Origin of the sequence: Streptomyces sp. MNU76 (assembly GCF_020982545.1) — a bacterium.
In the GTDB taxonomy this organism is placed as follows: domain Bacteria; phylum Actinomycetota; class Actinomycetes; order Streptomycetales; family Streptomycetaceae; genus Streptomyces.
Window position 1 is genome coordinate 1,381,829 of record NZ_JAJKLK010000003.1, and the last position, 17,862, is coordinate 1,399,690.

Here is a 17,862-nt window from a genome sequence, read left to right on the forward strand (position 1 = left end):
TCTGATGCGCAGCATCTACCTGCCGCGCACGGCGGACGCCCTCGCGTTCGCGATGTGCACCTACGGCATCCCGCTGCTGGTCCTGGCCACCACGCGCTCCGCCGCGCTGACGGGCGCCGCGTTCGCCCTGGAGTGGATCCCGCGGCTGGCGGCGTTCGGGTGGGCCGGATCCCTCGTCGACCGGCGCGGGGCGGCAGTCGTCTTCCACCTCGCCTCCCTGGGACGCGCACTGGCCCTCGCCGCAGGCGCGGTCCTGCTCCACCTCGACCCGTCCGGCACCGTGGCAACCGCAACGGTGATGGTGCTTGCGGCGACGACCGGCGTGCTCACCGAGTTCAGCTACATCGCGGCCGAGACCGCGGGCGCTACCGCAGGCCGGCAGGCAGGAAAGCGGGCCCACCGCGTCCAGGCCGTCCTGCTCGGCATCGACCAGACCGCGACCCTGGCCGGTCCCGCCCTCGCCGGAGTGCTCCTGCTCGCCGGGCCGCCGCTCATGCTCGCGGTGATCACGGTGCTCTCGCTTCTCGCCGCGATGCTCGCCCTGCGCACACCCCCCTCGCCCGTTGCCCTGGCCGGCGCGCAGAGGGGACAGTCCGGCGCCGGACTCCTCACCGGGTGGCGCACCATCCGCACTCTTCCGGCTCTCGGCTGGCTTGTGACCGGGCTGGCCCTGTCCAACCTGGCCACCGGACTCCTCCAGGCGGCCGGCCCGGTGATCGTCGTCCAGCACTTCGGGCAGTCCACCACGGCCGTCGGCCTGGTCTGGTCCGCAGCCGCCGCAGCGACGCTCCTCAGCGTTACGCTCTGCCGGTTCGCGCTCGACCGCCTGGGCCTGTGGCCGGTCGGCGCCGCCTGCGCCGCCCTCGCCTCGCTCGCCTGCCTCGCCGCCGCTCAGGCCCCCGACTACTGGTCCTACCTGGTCCTGGTCGCGGTCCTCATGGCGGCCGACGGCGGCATGACGGTGGTCCTGCGCACCCTGCGCTCCCGCCTGATCCCCGCGGAGAAGTTCGGCAGCACCCTGTCGGCGACCATCCTCGTCCTCCTGCTGCCCTTCCCCGTCGCCGGCGTGCTCACCGCGCTCACCCCGCCCGACGCGCTGGGCCACGTCATCACCGTCTGCGCCGGTCTGCAGGCCCTCGGCCTGGTGTACGCGTTCGCCCGCCTGCGCACCGATCCCGCCCTGCGCGCCTGACCCTGCCGCGCCTTTCCCCAGCCTGTGGAGAACTTCATGCCCACCACGATCCTCGGGACGAACCGCGCGAGCGGTCGCACCATCACCGAACAGTTCCACGCCTTCGACGCACACAATCCGCACGTCTACCGCGCTCTGGAACGTATGGCCGCCCGCCGCCTGGCCGCCGGCGCCACACGGGTCAGTTTGAAGGACCTCTTCGAAGACCTGCGCCGCCAACTTCCGTACGGCGTCGCCGGGCTGAACAACAACTTCACCGCCCTCTACGCCCGCCGCCTGATCGACGACCACCCCCACTGGGCCGGCGTGTTCGAGCTGCGCCGACGCCGGGCCGCCTGAGACCGGCCTATCTCTTCCCTCGTCCTGCCGCCTACCGACTCGGAGAACCCCTTCTTGTCCGCTCGCCCCCTCGTACTCGTCGTCTCTCCGGGTGATGAGGCGGATCGCGGCTACTGCTTCGAGCAGGTAGCCGCCGCGTACGACATCGTCCTGCTGACCGGCACCGAGCCCTCGTGGGAGAAGCAGCACATCGTCGACCACGCCGTCGCCGATCTCAACGACACCACCGCGCTGCTCGCCGCCGGCCGAGCTCTGGCGGAACGACACGACCTTGACGGCGTCATCACCTGGGACGAATGGAACCTCGTCCCCACCGCCCGCCTCGCCCGCGCGCTCGGTCTGGCCGCGAACTCCGTCGAGGTGATGCGGGCCTGCCGCAACAAGGCCACCGCCCGCACGTTGTTCGCCCGCCACGGAGTGCCGTCGGCCGCCTCGGTGACCGCCCGGACCCTGCGGGAGGCTGAACGGGCGACGAGGACCTTCGGCTTCCCCGCCGTCATCAATCCCGCCGCAGCGGCCGGCAGCATCGGCGTGATCCGCATCGACCGGCCCGAAGAGCTGCACGCGGCCTTCGAGTTCGCCTCGGCCGGCGCAGACCGCAGCCGCGCCGACAGCGGCGTCCTGGTCGAGGAGTACCTCGACGGACCGGAGGTCTCCGTCGAATGCGTCACCCACCGAGGCACCACCACCGCCGTCGCCGTGACCCGCAAGCGTTTGGGTCCCGCACCCTACTTCGACGAGACCGGCCACACTGTCGACGCCGCCGACCCGCTCCTCGCGACGGTGGCGCCGACCGCCGCTGCTGCCATCGCGGCCCTGGGAATCACCGACGGCGTGCAGCACGTCGAGATGCGGCTGGTCGGCGGCCGGCCACGGCTGATCGAGGTCAACGCACGCCTGGGCGGCGACATGATCGGCCACCTCGTCCACCTGGCCACCGGCGTCGACCTCGCCCGTGCCGCCGCCGACATCGCCTGCGGACATACCCCCGACCTGACGTCCACCCGCCACCGGGGGGCGGCGATCCGTTTCGTCTACCCCGCCTACTCCGGCACCCTCACCGCCCGCCGCCTGAAGGCACACGTCGGGGGAGTGGAGCGCGTGCGGTTTCAGCGACAGGCCGGCGACCCGCTCGTACTGCCCCAGGACGGCGGCGATCTGTACACCGCCCGCATCGGACACCTGATCACCACCGGGCCGACCGCCGCTGTCGCCGAAGCCCGCGCCCAGGAGGCGTACCGCAACCTCGACGTCCAGGTCGCCCCGGTCCCGCAGTCGGCCCCGACTACCGGACAGGGCGCCGCGTGAGACAGACCGCAGTATCCGAGCTGGTACGCAGCCGACGCTTGCTGACCGGGTACTTCGCCGGACTGGGTGTGGTGATGGCCGTCTGGGGTGCGCGCATGCCGGCCATTCAGAACGCCGCTGAGGTGACTACCGGCGGGCTTGCCCTGGTCCTGCTGGCCGCCGCCCTCGGCATGGTCGCCGGACTCCAGGCAGGCGGACGCCTCGCCCGCCCGGCCCGACTGCCCGCGCTGCTGACCGGCGGTGGTATAGCTCTCGCCGCTTGTCTTGCCGTCCTCGGGCTCTGCTCCAGTCTGGCGAGCCTCCTGGCGGCGGCGTTCGTGTTCGGCGTCGCGCACGGAATTCTCGACGTGGCCGCCAATGCCGCGGCGGTCCGCTGCCAGGATGTCCACGGCCGCCCCATCATGGGCCGGCTGCACGCGAGTTACAGCCTCGGCGCCCTCCTCGGCGCCGCGCTGGCCGCAGCCACCGCTCACACCTCACACACCGTTCTGTTCACCACGGTGGCAGCTTGCGCCGCAGCGGCGACAGGCGCGACCGCGCGGCTCACCCGCACCGTCGCCAGCCCCGCACACGAGCCTGTCCACCACGGCGCTGCACCGGACTCGGACGAGCGGGAGGGGTTGTCCCGGCGCCGACTGTGGCTGCTGGGCGCCCTTGCCGCCGCCACGCTGCTGGGCGAAGGAACCGCTGCCGACTGGGCCGCGGTCCACCTGCACGGCCTCGGCGCGACAGCCGCAGTCGGCGCCGCGGCCTACGCCCTCTACAGCGCCGCCATGGCAACCGGTCGCCTCACCGCAGACCAGCTCATCGCCCGCTTCGGTGCTCCCACCGTCGTCCGCACCGGCGCCGTCCTGGCCGCGCTCGGCCTCACCCTCGGCATGGCCGGTTCGACCATCACTTTCGCCCTGCTGGGCTGGACGGCCTTCGGCCTGGGCCTGTCCGTCACCATCCCCAGTCTGATCACCGCCGCTGGTGCCGGAGGCCCCCGAGCGGTCGCCACCGTCGCGGTCACCGGATACGTCGGCCTCCTCGCCGGCCCCGCCCTCATCGGCGCCCTCGCCGCCGTCACCACCCTGTCCACCGCACTGCTGCTGCCAGCCCTGCTCGCAGCCGCCGTTGCCGTCCTCGCCCACCGAGCCCTGGAGAAACCCACCCCTTGAGCACCAGCCACACGACCACCGGTCCCGACGCCGTGATCCTCGACTACAACGGCGTCCTCGGCCGACAGCCCTCCTCAGACCAGTGGCACCGCCTCGCCCGGCTGGCCGGCTGGCCCGAGGACGACATCGCCTCGTTCCAGACCGCGTTCTGGAACGCCCGCGAACCGTACGACGCCGGCCGGCTCAGCGACCTTGCGTACTGGGCCAGGGTCCTCGGCTATCACCCCGGCTCGCGCCTGCTGCGCGAACTGCGTGACGTCGACACCGCGATGTGGACCACCACCGACGACCGCGTCCTCGCCGTCCTGGAGCGCGCCCACCACAACGGGCTGCCCCTGTTCCTGCTGTCGAACGCGCCCGCCCACCTCAGCGACATCCTCGACGCCACCGACTGGTGTCACCGACTCATGACCAGTGCCTTCTACTCGGCCCGCCTGCAGACGGTCAAGCCCGACCCGGCCGCGTACCGGCACGCCCTGGCCGCGACAGGAACTACCGACCCGCACCGGGTGCTGTTCGTCGACGATCGAGCCGACAACTGCCGGGCCGCCGAGAACCTGGGCCTGCGCACCCTGCACTACACCGGCCGGATCACCGACCTCGAAGCGGCCCTTGCCGTCACCACCGGCTGATCTCAGCCCCTCGAACTCCCTTACCTTTCAGGACTCTTGTGCGCTCGAACGACGACCTCTGGGTCAGCGGGGACGTCCACGTCTCGCCCCGCTACCTTGCCGGTCTACCCGGACACGCCGACCCCAGCTTCGCCCCCGTGGCCCACTGGCCCCATCACCACCTCGATGTCGGGCCGTGTCAGCTGGTCATCACTTCGCCGGATCACCGCATCCGTATCGGCTGGTTCGGTGACGACTACGACACGTGGCTGATCAGCGCTGCCGAGGACTCCGTCTCCGCTCCCCGCTGGACGGCGCGCATCAACCAGAACACCCCACCCGAGATCGTCGAAGGACTCACCCGCGCCCTCGCCGCCGAATGGGACGAGGACAGCGACTCCTTCCTCACCTCCCGGTCGGTGTACTGGACGGACGCGGTGCAGCCGTTGCTCGACGCGGGCTGGGAGCGGAAGCCTCTGTCGCGCGGCCTGGTGGAGATCGTGTCCCCGGACGGGCGGGCCGGAGCGAGCATCGACGTCGTCAGCGCCGGCTCGGACGCCGAGACGGTGACGTTGTGGGCCGGGCCGCCTGGTTGGGGGACCCGAGCCGAGGCGACCTTCACCGCACGCACTCCCAAGCACCTGATCGCCGCCACCGCCGCAGCCCTCGCCGACCCCACCCCCGTCCTGCGCTACAAGGGTGTTCTCGATGAGGATCTCGCGCGGTTGGCCCGGCTCACCCCGTCGTGCCGCCCCGGCCCGCCACGCCGACCCGCTGGATCTCCTGCGCGCCGCTGAGGCACGACGGCCCGCTGCTCTGCAGGCGAGCAGCGTGCGCCGATGGACCACCAGCACACGCCCACCCGCCCCGGCTGCCGGCTCGTGCTCCGCGCTGCGCCGCTGACCTCCACGACCGCCCACGCGACAGAAGTGTGACATGCCCCTGCACGCCGAGCAGTTCTTCACCCGGCAACTCGCCCTGACCGACGGCACCGTCGTCGCTGACACCTACTACGCCACCCCGCAGCCGGGCTCCCCCCTGCGCCTGCGGATCGGCTTCTCCCGCACCATCCGCCTCGACGAGTACGACGGTCTGCGGCTGCAGATCCTCCACACCGGCCAGGGCGGCGTCCTGGACACCGCGGTCCTCACCTTTGCCGACCACGACACCTTCCACAGCCGTGATACGGCCATCGGCCGCGCCCCCGGACACGACGGTTACGCCAGGATGCGCGACTGGCACCAGCGCGACGAGCCACCGTGGCAGGGAGCCGCGACCACGAAGCTACGCCGCGCCATCGACCAGTACACCCGCCTGTGGTTCCCCCAGCCGACGACGAGAGCCCGAACAAGCACGCCACCGGTGCAACGAACCCTGTCGGGCCGTCCACCGGCACCGGAACCGAATGGATTCTGGCTGACCGATCCCGACTTCCGCACCCGACTGCAGTCCGCCACACACCTGCTGCTCGACCTCCTCGCCGACTGCCTCGGCGATGGCATCAGCCTCCTCCCAGCCCTCGACGGCGCCCGCTACCACGGCAGTGAACTCCTCGGGATCCCAACTGAGTTCGGCGTACTGGTCGAAGCCGAGACCGCGGCCGAGATCGTCGGAATCGGGTCCGGATCTCCCCACGACCCGGCCGTCGCCCGGGGCCTGGTCCTGCTGGACCAGCGCCCGATCGAGGAACAGCAACGCGCCGTCCAGGCCGCCCTGCGCCGCAGCGCCGGCACCACAACCTCCCACCAACGGCACGCCCCCGCACCGGTGCCGCAGTCCCCAGCCCACCGCACCCGCTGACCCCAGCTCACGCCCTGCCCGTCGATCCCGACGCCCCTCGATGTCCGGCGCATTGCCTCTCGCCGCCCGGCCGCGCTCCCCGCCGCCCGGGTCCCGCGCTGGAGCACCACGAGCCGGCAAGTGCTGCCCGCCCCTCGCCGTCAACATCAGTTCGATCTCGACCGGAGCTCCTTCTTGTCGCTGCAGGCCCCCGAATTCTTCGCCGAACTGTGCCTCCCCTTCCACGACCACGCCGTCGTGGGCAACGCCTACTTCGCCGCCCCCGTCCCGGGCGCACCGCTACGGCTGCGGATCGACTTCACCGAAACCATCCACGCGGACACCTACGACGGCCTGCGTGTCGCCGTCGTCCACCCGGACCACGGCGAGATCGACGCGGTGGCGCTCAGCTTCGTGGACCACGGGACCTTCCACCGCCGCGACGAAGCCCACAACACCCGGGTGAACACCAAGCAGTACGGCACGTTCAGCACACACCACCGACCGGGCCGGCCGCCGTGGGAGGGCGCCGTCACCACCGCACTGCGTGACGCGGTCGAGCAGTACACCGCCGTGTGGTTCCCCGGTTCGTGGGCCGCGTCCACACCGAGCCGCCCTGCGGGCCGTACCGCTCACCCGGCGCCGGCCCGACCGAGCGCACGTGCCGGTGGTCGCGCCCGCTGAAGCTCAGTCACCTCGCCACACCGACGGTCAAACAGACTCCCGGACCTCCACCAGCTCGCCCGCCCCCTGCGAGCCGCGGCCGAAGCCGCGGACCTCGCCCATACACTGCCTGATCAAGGAGCCCACGTTTCTCGTGCACGCCCGTACCGTCCGCAGACTCCTCCTGCCGGCCGCCCTCGTCGGCGCCGTGACCGGCATCTTCGCCGGTGCCCCGGCCGCCTCCGCCCAGTCGGCCGAGCTGACCCCTGCCACGAAGACCACCTCGACCCCCGACGCTGTTGGCAGCGTCGCGATCACCAAGAAGGACTCGGCGGGCGACGTCATGCGCGGCGCCTCGTTCCTCCTGCTCGACGCCACCGGTCAGGAGGCCGGGCGCGGGAAGACCGACGCACAGGGGAAGGTGACCTTCCCCGACCTTGCTCCCGGCGTCTACCGACTTAAGGAGACAGCCTCCGGTAGCCCCCTGCACGACATCGCGGCCGACCAGGACGTCATCGTCACCCCCGGCGCCATCGCCCGGGTGATAGTCGTTGACCCATTCAAGCCCGCCCACGTCACCCTCAGGGCCAGGGACAACAAGACCGGCGAGCTGTTGCCCGGCGCCACGGTGAACATCGGCAGCGGCGACACGACCCTGCTCACCCTCACCACCGGCTCCAAGGGCACCGCGACCGGCGACCTCCCCGTGCCCAGCCGCCGGGCCGAATTCTGGGTCAAGCAGGTCACGGCTCCCGCGGGCTACGACCTCTACACACCGGCCAAGACCTTCACCGCCGAGCCCGGGTCTCCGGTCACCGTCACGGTCACCAACGCCAAAACCGCCATCAAGCCGCAGCCCACCGAGACCGAGCAGCCCACCGGCGACGACCCGACGGACACCTCCTCCACGCCCACGGACTCGCCGGCCCAGGACACCTCCGGCGAGCCGAAGCCCAAGACGACCGCCACCGGCACGTCGGACGGCGCGTCCTCGCCCACCCCGTCCAGGGACGGGGCGCAGTCAGCGTCGCCGTCGGCCCCGGACGGCTCCCTCGCCCGGACGGGAGCCGACGCCACACCGTGGCTGATCGGTGGCGCTGGCCTCCTGCTCATTGCCGGCATCGCCGCAGTCGTCGCCTCACGCCGCCGCACAGACTCTCAGCCTCAGCAGGACGAGAGCACCGACATCAACTGACCGGCGCTTCCCCTAACGCCAGGCCCCCGAGAAACGCCAGTCTCGGGGGCCTGGCGCTTATCCGGGCACCGGATCCTGCTCACAACGGGGACTGGTGAACGTCGCCTTCGCGGCATGGGGATGTGCAGGTGAAGCCTCGCAAGGCGGGGGTGGAGCTGCAGTGTTCAGCCGGCCCATCCCAGGTCGTACACGTCGATTCCGTCGCTGTACGCGGTGAACGCCACCCACGAACGGGCTGCGAACCGCACATCCCATCCGCCGACCGCGGGCCAGGACTCCCTCCTGACCAGGATTGCGGCGATCATGTCCAACACCTCGCGCCGTCCTTCCTCGGGAAGCTCGGCCAGCGCGTCCTCCACCCGGACCGCCAGATCCACCCTGTACATCATCGGCTGCCCCGTCCTCATGATCGGCTGGAGCAACACGGTAGAGATCCCCGCCTGCCTCCGCTGACGCCTGTGGATAACTCCTGACCGGGCCGGCTCAAGTCGCGCCTCCGGCGGCCGGTCCGTGGACCGGAGGTATGGCGCTGCGACCACCTCTAGAACGCAAGCTCCCAAGTGGGGCCGCTTCACGTTCCTGCGGTCAATCGCGTGGTCGCGATCGAGCAGGGACACAGCCATCCACTCGTACGCGTTGAGGAAATGCGGCGTGCCGCCTGGAGTCGTCCTGTATGACCTTCGCGTACGGGATCACGCATCACGCAGGGGGTGGAATGGTGTTGAGTCTGGGGCCGGTGGGGCCAGCGCAGAGCGAGTATTTGATCCACTTCACTGGAAGAAACGGGAGTCGACCCAACTGGGTGCCCGAGAACATACGGTGCATGACCCCGCAAGACCGTCTGGACCAGATCCTGAGAGAGGAGAGGTTCCGGGCCTTCGCGCCATTCGGAGCGGCAGACCCCGGTAGCTCCGGAACGCCATGCCTTTGCTTCTCCGAGTGCCCTCCTGGGCACCTAGACCACCTCATCACGATGCGTGGCTTCACGCCGTGGGGTCTGGTGACCATCCGAGAAGTGGTCAACAGCATCGGTGGAGGGGCCGTGGCTTATGTGCCACCGGACGTGCACAAGGCATTCCGGAAGGCCAGGCTGGGGCACTGGGCGGTACGCACCGCTGCGGGCTCAACGTGGCTGCATGAGCGCGAGTGGAGGGTCCCTCTTCCCGATGGGGAGATCGGCATCAAAGGTATGAAAGCTATCCTCATTGCCGACGCCCAATGGCGACCGACGACAGTACCCACAGGCCGGTGGGTTGAGGGAGACACAGGCATCGAAGTACCTGGCCCTGGAGCCCCGAACGCGGTCGAGTTTCACGACTACCCCCGCCTGTGGCGCGAGTCGAAGGTGTGGGTTTGGGATTGGAAGAAGCACGACTTTGCGAAGTACGAGGCGGGCGAACTCCGCTGAGGGCTGTCCCGGTTCTGTGTCTGCGCGGCCGGGTCACGGGTACGGCCGCGTGCCGCGCTGTACGAGCCAGAACTCTCTGCGTCGAGTTCGGGCGCCGCCGCGGTGTGGGAGTCACCAGCTGTCGTCCGTGCCCGCCCCCTTGGCTCCTCGGTCGAAATTGGCTTCGCCTGCTTGGCAGTCAGTCTGCGGTGTTCTTATGGCGCTTGGGGGTCTCATGCTTCGCTGTCTGGCTCGCGAGTATGCGACGGCCAAGGCCCGACAGGTCGTCCAAGGCAGGGTCGAGGGCCGTGACGTCCTCCGGGAACGTGCTCAGCCGTCGTGGCGCAGTGCACACGTTGAGGAGAAGGCCGGTGAAGCCTTTCCAGGCCCGTTCCCCGGGATGGCGGCTGATGGCCTCCGCTCGCCTCAGGTATTCGTCCGTGCGCTGATTTGAGGCCCGAGTTGCCTCAATGTGCAGTACGGCCGGATCTTCGACCCCCGTTCTCCTGGCCAAAGCCAGCGCAGGGGAGGCTTCTACGAGAAGCGCCAGCACGTCGCGGACCGCGCAGATCTCGCGATAGTCGACATGTTCCATCCTTTGGACCCGGTCCTGGAGCGAGGGCCAGCGAGAGCGGCGAGAAAATGGGTTCTCGCGGTGGCGTTCTGCCTCTTGGGCGGCCTTGCTCAATTGGGTGAAGACCTGTTCGCCGTACTCGTCAGGGAGTTCCGGCAGCGACTGACTGACTGCCTCCACGACGGCGTCGGTGCCGAAGTTCTCGAAGCCGAGCACCATGGCCACGGCGAAAGTCGCGAGACCGTCGGCGTCGGCGAGGCTGTCGGGCAAGGTCGTACCTGGAGGGTGTCTTCCTTGTTTCCCCTGGCGGTACAGCTTGGAGAAATAGCGGTGAGCCGACTCCAGGGCGGCGTCCATCGCCTTGTCGGGGCAGCCGTCTGCGGACTGGACGGCCTTCTCGATGGCGGCAAGCGGATGGGAGTCGTCCCGGGCCATGTACCAGACCAGGGCCCGTCGAACCGCACGTTCGGGTAGCGGGACCGACCGGGCCGCACGGACCTGATCGAACCGAGGGTGCGTGGTGAATACGTGGAGTACAGCCTGCTCCAGGGGCTTCTTCTTGGTGGTGGCCAAAGCCAGGGCCTCGGCGACCGCGAACGTCTCCGGGAGGAGATCCGAGGCGGACCCAGACCCACGTCCCAGGCCATGCCGTTTCTTCCAGGGGAGCGCACCGAACTCTCGCCATCGGCGGATCTTCGCCCAGCTCACTGACAGTCCGTGCGCTGCAAGCTGCTCACGCAGTCGTCGTTCGGCGTCACTGGGCTCTTTCCACACCACGGGATCAGTCTAGTTAGAACCCCGCGATTAGCAGGGGCCCTCACCGTGGGGCGGGTTGGCCTACTGAGTCATACGGCATACGCCTGACGCGCGGCGTGTGTACGGCAACCAGGTCAGAGGGGAAGATCAGATGACAAGCCGTTTCCGCAAGGGGCCTCGACACATGCTTCGGGCTGCGGGGTTCGCCATGATCCGAGGTGCTGCGTACGCAGCGGGCAGCGCCGTCGTGACGGGGGCGATCTGGTGGTTCCAGTCCCGGTAGCTCGCGTCAGCTCGTGCGCTCTCCGCAGCGAGGCGCCAGGTGTGGCCAGCTATGATGCTCAGACTGGCCATCATGCCGTCAACGACCGCGGCCCTTCCCACAGCAGCGGTGGCCGCAGCGAGGCGGCTGAGGCCCCGGCCCGAACGCTTGGTCCTAGGATCTGCAGAACGACGGTCGGTGACGTTGAGAGGGCGCTCATGGCAGAGCTTGTCCGGCAGCAGCACGTGGATGCCTATGTGGGGTTCCACGCGTTCGGACTGCAGGAGTCCGATGATGCTGACCTGCCGGTTCCCTTCCCCGACGACTTCGACTTCGGGGCCTTCCTCGGTACCCATCCCGGGCGGCTGGACATCACCAGCGGCGGTCACACCCATACCGCCACGGTCACCGTGGAAGTCTGGGACGCGGCTCCTGCCCGGCAGGATCCGGCCGACTGGGATGCACAGGCCGAGGCCGACTTCACATCCAGCAGCGGCGAGGTCGCCGTGTGGTCCATGCACACGGGCCGCGCCGACGACGTCATCATGCTGTCTGATTCCGGTGGATCGTGGCGCGTGAGGGTCCACTGCGCGGGCCGGGCCGCGGCTGCGGCTCTGGCGGAGGGCGAGGGCACCGGGCACGGTGTCGAGCGCTACCTGGTGCAGTTCTGGCCCGCACCGTCCTGAACGCCGGTGGCGGCGGGCCGGTGTGAGCGTCCCGCCGCCGTAGGACCGGTCCGGGTCAGCCGGTGATCTTCACGATGAAGCCGTCGTCCAGTCCGTCGATGATTCGGTTCTTGGCGTAGAAGCTCTTCAGGATCAGGCCGCCGGCCTGGTTGTCCTCCTTCGGGATCGGCTTCGCGGAGAAGTTGAACTTCGTCACCTCGGGGTCGTAGTAGTTCTCCGCGGCCCCCTCGTAGGTGCTTGCGAAGGGGTACTCGTCGCACTCCTTCGTCCCGCCGTTGGTGTAGTTGGCGCCCCAGTACCGCTTGCACTGCTTGACCGCCGCGCCGCGATTCTTGTCGATACGGGCGGCGCTCACCGTCCGGTGCAGCGGGTCCTTGACCGTCTGCCCGGGCACGTTCTTCGCCGACATGTACGGCTTGGTGTCTCCCGGTACGAGGAACGCCTGTCTGATGTGCTGGGCCTCGGCACGCTCATCAGCCCCGGCCTTGGCGCTCAGGGTGAGGGTCGGCACGTAGCTGAAGGTGGCTGCGCCCTTCTTGGCCGGGTTGCCGCCGCCGGTGGAGTTGGCCAGGTACGAGGCGGCCTCCCAGCGTGGGGCGAGCATGAACAGCTTGCCGCCCCGGCTGCCGCTCAGTGTCCACCCCGCGGGCGGGGTGTAGCTGATGGCCGGCTCGTACACGGCGAACAGCAGGTCGGCGCTCTTCTTGCCCTGCCCGGGCTTGGCGTTCACCGTCTCGTGGAACGTCCGCAGCGCCTTCAGCTGGGTGAACGTCTGCGTGCCCGGCTTGTCGCCGCCGCGCGTGTAGCGCGCTCCGGCCGGCCAGCTCTGCGGGAGATTGCCCTTCGTGGTGATCGGCATCGCGGCAGCCCCGGTTGTGCCGGTCGTGACGAAGTCGGTGAAGTAGTACCGGAAGTCGATCGTGCGGCTGTTTTTGGCGATCGTGCCGACCACGCGGACGTTGAACATGCTCTCGCCGACCGGCTGGTTGTTGCGCACCCAGGTCTGCAGGAACGACGCCCCGTTGCACACAGCGAACCGCGACTTCACATAGAACGCCTTGCTGCTGCCCAGGCCCTTCTTGCACTCCTCGAACGTCATCGTCCGCGCAGGCTCCGGAGCCGTCGTTGCCATCGGCCCCACCGACGGCCTCTCCTGCTCCAACCGCGGCTGCGCGGGCACTCCGGAGGCCCGGTTCGACAGCGGGACGAGCGAGGCCGCCGGCCCCACCGTCTCCGCGGCCAGCCCTGTCCCCGGCTCCGCCTGCCGGACCAACTCCCGCAGCCGCTCCATCCCCCGGCCGCTGCGCAGTTCCTCCAACGACGGCTTCGCGGCCCCGACCGGAAGCACGTACGAATCCACCCGCAGATCATCCGGGCTGTTGTCCGCCGCCCGCGCGGTGGTCAGACTGCTGCCGAGCACCGACACAGCGACGGCGCCCGCACACAGCACTTCTCGCATTCTCATGTCATATCCCCGTGTTTGCCGCATGGCCAGAAACAGCGCGGGACACCACGAGCTGGCGTGTCCACGCCGAACTGATCCGATCAAAACACGAGGCACTGACAACGAGCCCCTCAATAACGCAGCGATGGGATGTGCCTGTCCTCCGCTTGTCCGCGTGTGCACGGTCGAGGACGCCACCGTGGGCTCGATGACGTTCTACCTCCTCGGTGGACCAACCGGCGATCAGTCAACTGAGTGTGGGCTCGGGGAGTTTCCAGAAGCCGTCCGGTTCCTTCAGCCAGGTCGGGCGGCTGAGCAAGGCCGGTTCGAGAGCGTCGATCTCCTCGTGAGCCACAGCGGGGACGAGGGGACACCCTCTGCGCGCATCGGACGCCAACCCGTGTGGATGTCAGGGGAGTTGGCTATACTCGCCGAGGTTGAAGACCCGTGAAGGTGAGAGGCGTCGGTGCAGATGACCGAGCACTACAGCGCGGCGGCAGAACGCCTATAGGGGCGCCTGGCCGGCGCTCTCCTATGGCGACGCCCTTTGGGCGGCGACGTCGTATTACTGACCAGTGGTGGGTGAACCCTGCCCTGGCTCAGAACGCGACGCTCTGGCAAAGCATGGGAGGGCCTTCCTTGTCCGTAACCACTTCAACCTGCGACCACCGCATGTACCACGTAGTCGTAGTTGCCCTGACTTCTGTGGTCATCGGTCTCGCTGTCGGGATCGGCTTCGTCGCTCTCGGGCAGACGCCGTTCACCGCTGTTGCCTCCGGTGCCGCTGTGGTGGGCTTCATCTTCACGGCTGGCATGGCTGCGGTCGCCTACGTGAAGCGGCAGGCGTAGTCGGCAATCGCGGGGCGGTCCTGACGGCCGCCCCGCGCCGCTCATTTCGGCAAGCCCGAGATCCTTCTTGTAGTCGGCGACGGCGAGGACTGTCGCGGACTGCTCCTCGGCTTGGGCTCGGGCTCGTGCAGCTCGATGCTCACACGGTGCCGGTCGCCCTCGGCGACTCGGTCTACCGGGTGAGCAGGTCCCAGCTTCCTGGTGATCTCTCCGCCCTGCGTCTGCGCATCTCCTGTGACGACGAGCTCTTCGTACAGGCCCGGCAGCGTCAGGTCGGTCACGCCACGTCAACGCCTAGCTCGGTGTCGGGCCGGCAGAACTGGCACGGTTCGATACTGGGATCAGTCAGTGCCGCGCGTGCCTCGTCCGCTCTGATCCGATGCGGAGTGCCTTCGACCATGGTGCAGTCATTCAAGTGGATCACGGCGGGCTCGGGCCCTGTCGGAGTGCGATTCTGCTGTACGACGAAGCCCACTTCCCTCGCCGACGGCGGGGCGAGGGCGGGGAGGCGGCCCCCGCCCTTCGGTCGGCGCGCCGGCCGCTGCGGAGGACGGACCTCGGAGTCTGCGAGCGCGGCCAGCACAGCGTCCCGCTGGAGCCGCAGATAGACGGCCACAGTCTGGTTCTCCGCTATCTGGCGGTCGACATGGGCAAGGATTGCCCGGAGCCGGAGCGGATCAGGTGGCAGCTGGGACATGACGTGCACCGGTTCTGTGCGGGACGGTCCGCATAGTCAGTTTCCTGTGCCCCTCCCCGCGTACATCGCCGACCGTGCGGCGGTCGTCTGGCGGCCCTGCCAGTAGGGGTGGAACAGCCCCGTCGTCGAGAGCCGGATGAGCTGTCGTCGCAGCGAAGTGCACGGCCGGGCGGCGAGCCGGCGGTAGGCGGTCTGCCGCGCTTCAAGGCAATGGGTGAGATCGGCTAGCATGGATCGCATTCTCAAATTCAATCACGTGTTCGAATTCGGTCGCCAGTTGTCCCGTGCCGTCGAACCTTGATCGTGTGTCAGTGAAGGCTGAGCGGCGCACCCCCGGTCTGGTCGGCGCGGCCCAGTACTGGGGCTGTGCCCGCTTCGGCCCGTGCGCCGGGCCGGGAGGACCGCGCTGCCCGTGAGAAGCGCAGAGTGCGTCCCGGCCGGAGCGAGTGGTCGGGCGGTCTGCGGTTGCCCGGTTTGTCGACCGTGGGTGGCCACCCCGCTCTGTCCTGCCGGAGTGGCCACCCCTCACCCGTGCGGCGTTCACGGGGCTGTCCCCTGATGTCCGGCCCCGGCGTGTGTCACCTGTCTTTCTGGGGCCGGGGGTGTGTGTTGGGTGTCAGAGTTCGAGCAGGGCGATGCGGATGCTGCGCTCGACGAGGTTTGCGGTGTTGGTGTGGCCTGCGTTGTTGGGGTGGAAGAACGTCTGTCGTTGTCCGGGGCTGAGCTGGGCGCAGTCTCCGGCCGGCCAGGTGCTGTCGGGGTCGACGGTGCCGCAGAGGCCTTCGATCCACTTCTCGCCGTCGGGCTGGCAGACGTCGTGGTCCTCGCTGGAGGCGTAGGTGTCGATGTAGCGGTCGCCGAAGAAGTCGGTGACCGTCTTGATGGTCTGGTTCAGGCGCTCCTCCGCCTTGCGCAGCCAGGGGAGGTCCCCGCGAGCGATGGTGAAGGTTTCAGTGGGGTCGCCGTAGCCGCAGGTGTCGGTGTCCTCGGGCAGGAGGGCCGGGTAGCCGACGGTGATCACCTTGGCGTTCGGGGCCTTGCCGTGGACGTTGACGAGCATGGTGATGTACTCGTCCTGGATCCTGGCGAGGCGTTCGTCGAGGCTTTCCACGCCGTCGGGCGGGCTCTCGAAGTAGTCCTGGCAGGGATTGCCACCCGGGGTCTCGGCCCCGAGGGCGAGACAGCGCAGGAGGACCTCGCCCAGCGGCAGGCTGTTGCCGCCGATACCGATCGTGATGACGTCGGTCTCCTCGCCGACCCCGGCCCGTTCGGTCTGAGCGGGCACGGCCGCCCACCCGTCGGGCGGCTGCGCCGGGTCGGCCACTCCGGGTCCCCAGCCGATGGGCTTCTGCGATTCGCCTTGCGATGTGCGGGATCGCGGCATTGCCGCAGCTCACGTTGGCCAGTCGGACGGGCAGGCCCGGGGGGAACTCCGCGAGCTCCCGGTCGACCAGGTCCGGATACGCGTTCGGGGTCCGTTCGCACCCGTCCGGGCTGTCGGACCGGCTCCCGGTGAACATTCCGGCCGTGTAGGAGTCGCCCAGCGCGGCCCACTCGTAGTGGTCGGCTGCCGGTGCCGCCACTGAGGTGGGTGCGGCCAGGGCCAGTGCGGCGACGGGCGCCACGACAGCCAGCCAGAATCTCTTGAGACGCATGAAGGTGCCCTTCCAGTCAGGCGTAGCAGGGGCTGGCACGCGGACCCGCCCCATGCTGAGGATCAGCTTCCGAATCGATTACCCTAAGTGAATATTCAGATTCGATGCGTAACTATCCGTGTGTGAGGGGCGCGCAAACGGCTCGCTTGACGGCTTGGGAAGCACAGGGCGCATCTTGCGCGCCGCACTGGCCGGACAGTGGGGACCACCATTTCCCGCGTCAACGCTGAAAAGCCTTCCGTGCTCCCCCGTCCTAGGGTGGAAGGGCAACGATCTCTCCTGGGAGCACACCGAGTGACAGCGTCGATGGAGCGGCTCTGCGACTGGGTCGTCAACAAGGACAGGGTCTGGGTCCATGGTGACCGGCTCACCGACGGCCACGTCGCTCTCGACATGCGCCTCACTCCAGGGCTCGACCCTGCCGAGGTCGGCCGGGACGGGCAGTGGGTCCTCCGCAAGGCGCAGCCCTCACGCTGGGTGGCTGAGCACCACCCCGACCTCTCGGACGTCATTCCGGACGCGGCCGACGGCGCGGACTGGACCGAGGTCGTCTGGTCGGCCTGGGTGACCGGCGGCTTGCGTATCGGAGCGCTTCAGGGCGTGGCGGTGGCGGTGGACCACGGGTGGCTCTCCCGTCTCCAGCCCGGCTACCGGATCGAGGGGGCGCCCGGACACGGGATCCTGCGGATCGTGACCAGGAAACCCGAGCCCTCGCTGCTGTCCGGCGGCGCGGTGCACCGAACGGTGGTCGGTGTCGTGATGCCCGCCTCGATCGACGCTTCGCCTGCGGTCCTGGAGGCCATCGTGCAGGACCTGGACGTCTAGGCTCCCCCGGTGAGCAAGCGGCCCCAGCTTCCAGGTGACCCCTCCGACCTGTACCTGCGGATCTCCTACGACGACGCACTCCGGGACACCCCGCAGGCCGACACGCTGGAGCGATGGAATGTGTCCGTCCTCCACCGACGGCGTGTGCACGACGCAGGCCAGGGGCCGGCGGCAACGAGCAGTTGCGTCGCCCTGGGGTGCCCCTCGTGTACGGTCGATGACGCCACCGTGGGGTCGATGACGTCCTACCGGGTGCACCTCGACCGCGGCCGGAACGCTTTCTTTATCCCGCCATCTCGTGCGAGGGAGATGCTCGCTCTGGCGGCGTAAATGTGCTGCTCAAGCCGTACTTACTGAGTAGTGAAGCAGTAACAGGTGTGTTGAGTCGGGCCTCCGTTGTCGGCGTTGCAGGCCAACCGCATGCCGTCGTTGTTGGTGCATCGGAGTTGGGCGCCGGGGTGCGGGCACTGCTTGCAAACG

19 protein-coding genes are annotated in these 17,862 nt (G+C 69.2%); 13 read left to right on the top strand and 6 right to left on the bottom strand.

Translation table 11 applies throughout. The features are described from left to right. Positions 1–4 precede the first annotated feature (4 nt). The 9 genes from E4N62_RS12570 to E4N62_RS12610 all read left to right on the top strand — a co-directional run bounded on the left by E4N62_RS12570 (position 5) and on the right by E4N62_RS12610 (position 8,247). Positions 5–1,192: an MFS transporter gene (locus E4N62_RS12570; protein WP_268269166.1), complete on the top strand. Its 1,188-nt coding sequence runs from the start codon at positions 5–7 to the stop codon at positions 1,190–1,192. Positions 1,193–1,228: 36 nt separating this feature from the next. Continuing rightward, entirely contained in the window at positions 1,229–1,531 is a 303-nt protein-coding gene (locus E4N62_RS12575) for a hypothetical protein (RefSeq protein WP_037729836.1), read from the top strand. A gap of 54 nt (positions 1,532–1,585) precedes the next feature. Continuing rightward, a complete protein-coding gene (locus tag E4N62_RS12580; RefSeq protein ID WP_230213949.1) occupies positions 1,586–2,839 on the top strand; it encodes an ATP-grasp domain-containing protein in 1,254 nt (417 codons plus the stop codon). Continuing rightward, on the top strand, positions 2,836–3,999 hold the full coding sequence (locus E4N62_RS12585) for an MFS transporter (protein ID WP_230213950.1): 1,164 nt from the start codon (positions 2,836–2,838) through the stop codon (positions 3,997–3,999). The genes E4N62_RS12580 and E4N62_RS12585 overlap by 4 nt, the downstream gene beginning before the upstream one ends. Continuing rightward, on the top strand, positions 3,996–4,631 hold the full coding sequence (locus E4N62_RS12590; RefSeq protein WP_230213951.1) for an HAD family phosphatase: 636 nt from the start codon (positions 3,996–3,998) through the stop codon (positions 4,629–4,631). The genes E4N62_RS12585 and E4N62_RS12590 overlap by 4 nt, the downstream gene beginning before the upstream one ends. A gap of 38 nt (positions 4,632–4,669) precedes the next feature. Then, positions 4,670–5,407 carry a DUF317 domain-containing protein gene (locus E4N62_RS12595; RefSeq protein WP_230213952.1) on the top strand — a complete coding sequence of 246 codons (738 nt, stop codon included), beginning with the start codon at positions 4,670–4,672 and terminating at the stop codon, positions 5,405–5,407. A gap of 139 nt (positions 5,408–5,546) precedes the next feature. Continuing rightward, entirely contained in the window at positions 5,547–6,410 is an 864-nt protein-coding gene (locus E4N62_RS12600) for a hypothetical protein (RefSeq protein WP_230213953.1), read from the top strand. A gap of 174 nt (positions 6,411–6,584) precedes the next feature. Then, positions 6,585–7,073 (top strand): hypothetical protein, encoded by a 489-nt coding sequence (locus E4N62_RS12605; protein WP_230213954.1) that lies wholly within the window; start codon positions 6,585–6,587, stop codon positions 7,071–7,073. Positions 7,074–7,206: 133 nt separating this feature from the next. Next, positions 7,207–8,247: a SpaA isopeptide-forming pilin-related protein gene (locus E4N62_RS12610; RefSeq protein ID WP_230213955.1), complete on the top strand. Its 1,041-nt coding sequence runs from the start codon at positions 7,207–7,209 to the stop codon at positions 8,245–8,247. Between the two features lie 164 nt (positions 8,248–8,411). On the opposite strand, the gene E4N62_RS12615 is transcribed toward E4N62_RS12610, so the two are convergent. Further along, the gene (locus tag E4N62_RS12615) at positions 8,412–8,636 is read right to left on the bottom strand and encodes a hypothetical protein (protein WP_230213956.1); all 225 of its coding nucleotides are present in this window, start codon (positions 8,634–8,636) and stop codon (positions 8,412–8,414) included. A gap of 434 nt (positions 8,637–9,070) precedes the next feature. Here E4N62_RS12615 and E4N62_RS12620 point away from each other — a divergent pair, with 434 nt between their 5' ends. Continuing rightward, a complete protein-coding gene (locus E4N62_RS12620; protein WP_230213957.1) occupies positions 9,071–9,655 on the top strand; it encodes a hypothetical protein in 585 nt (194 codons plus the stop codon). A 178-nt stretch (positions 9,656–9,833) separates the two neighbouring features. Here E4N62_RS12620 and E4N62_RS12625 read toward each other — a convergent pair whose 3' ends face one another. Next, on the bottom strand, positions 9,834–10,985 hold the full coding sequence (locus E4N62_RS12625) for a hypothetical protein (protein ID WP_230213958.1): 1,152 nt from the start codon (positions 10,983–10,985) through the stop codon (positions 9,834–9,836). A 459-nt stretch (positions 10,986–11,444) separates the two neighbouring features. Here E4N62_RS12625 and E4N62_RS12630 point away from each other — a divergent pair, with 459 nt between their 5' ends. Next, a complete protein-coding gene (locus tag E4N62_RS12630; RefSeq protein ID WP_230213959.1) occupies positions 11,445–11,912 on the top strand; it encodes a hypothetical protein in 468 nt (155 codons plus the stop codon). A gap of 55 nt (positions 11,913–11,967) precedes the next feature. Here E4N62_RS12630 and E4N62_RS12635 read toward each other — a convergent pair whose 3' ends face one another. Further along, complete coding sequence (locus E4N62_RS12635) at positions 11,968–13,371, bottom strand: NucA/NucB deoxyribonuclease domain-containing protein (protein ID WP_230213960.1); 1,404 nt, start codon at positions 13,369–13,371, stop codon at positions 11,968–11,970. A gap of 690 nt (positions 13,372–14,061) precedes the next feature. On the opposite strand from E4N62_RS12635, the gene E4N62_RS12640 reads away from it, so the two are divergent. Next, positions 14,062–14,205 carry a hypothetical protein gene (locus tag E4N62_RS12640; protein WP_230213961.1) on the top strand — a complete coding sequence of 48 codons (144 nt, stop codon included), beginning with the start codon at positions 14,062–14,064 and terminating at the stop codon, positions 14,203–14,205. 277 nt (positions 14,206–14,482) lie between these two features. Here E4N62_RS12640 and E4N62_RS12645 read toward each other — a convergent pair whose 3' ends face one another. From E4N62_RS12645 to E4N62_RS12655, 3 genes are all read right to left on the bottom strand, one after another. Further along, complete coding sequence (locus E4N62_RS12645; RefSeq protein ID WP_230213962.1) at positions 14,483–14,902, bottom strand: DUF6233 domain-containing protein; 420 nt, start codon at positions 14,900–14,902, stop codon at positions 14,483–14,485. 36 nt (positions 14,903–14,938) lie between these two features. Continuing rightward, the gene (locus E4N62_RS12650) at positions 14,939–15,133 is read right to left on the bottom strand and encodes a hypothetical protein (protein WP_230213963.1); all 195 of its coding nucleotides are present in this window, start codon (positions 15,131–15,133) and stop codon (positions 14,939–14,941) included. Between the two features lie 385 nt (positions 15,134–15,518). Next, positions 15,519–16,187, bottom strand: a complete 669-nt coding sequence (locus tag E4N62_RS12655) for a GDSL-type esterase/lipase family protein (protein ID WP_230213964.1) — start codon at positions 16,185–16,187, stop codon at positions 15,519–15,521. A gap of 664 nt (positions 16,188–16,851) precedes the next feature. On the opposite strand from E4N62_RS12655, the gene E4N62_RS12660 reads away from it, so the two are divergent. After that, a complete protein-coding gene (locus E4N62_RS12660) occupies positions 16,852–17,382 on the top strand; it encodes a hypothetical protein (protein ID WP_230213965.1) in 531 nt (176 codons plus the stop codon). Positions 17,383–17,862: the final 480 nt, after the last annotated feature.

Coding starts and splice junctions, on each gene's coding strand:
- E4N62_RS12635 (WP_230213960.1), bottom strand. CDS start 13,371: ATGCGAGAAGTGCTGTGTGCGGGCGCCGTCGCTGTGTCGGTGCTCGGC.
- E4N62_RS12575 (WP_037729836.1), top strand. CDS start 1,229: ATGCCCACCACGATCCTCGGGACGAACCGCGCGAGCGGTCGCACCATC.
- E4N62_RS12570 (WP_268269166.1), top strand. CDS start 5: ATGCGCAGCATCTACCTGCCGCGCACGGCGGACGCCCTCGCGTTCGCG.
- E4N62_RS12650 (WP_230213963.1), bottom strand. CDS start 15,133: ATGCTAGCCGATCTCACCCATTGCCTTGAAGCGCGGCAGACCGCCTAC.
- E4N62_RS12630 (WP_230213959.1), top strand. CDS start 11,445: ATGGCAGAGCTTGTCCGGCAGCAGCACGTGGATGCCTATGTGGGGTTC.
- E4N62_RS12600 (WP_230213953.1), top strand. CDS start 5,547: ATGCCCCTGCACGCCGAGCAGTTCTTCACCCGGCAACTCGCCCTGACC.
- E4N62_RS12645 (WP_230213962.1), bottom strand. CDS start 14,902: ATGTCCCAGCTGCCACCTGATCCGCTCCGGCTCCGGGCAATCCTTGCC.
- E4N62_RS12615 (WP_230213956.1), bottom strand. CDS start 8,636: ATGATGTACAGGGTGGATCTGGCGGTCCGGGTGGAGGACGCGCTGGCC.
- E4N62_RS12620 (WP_230213957.1), top strand. CDS start 9,071: ATGACCCCGCAAGACCGTCTGGACCAGATCCTGAGAGAGGAGAGGTTC.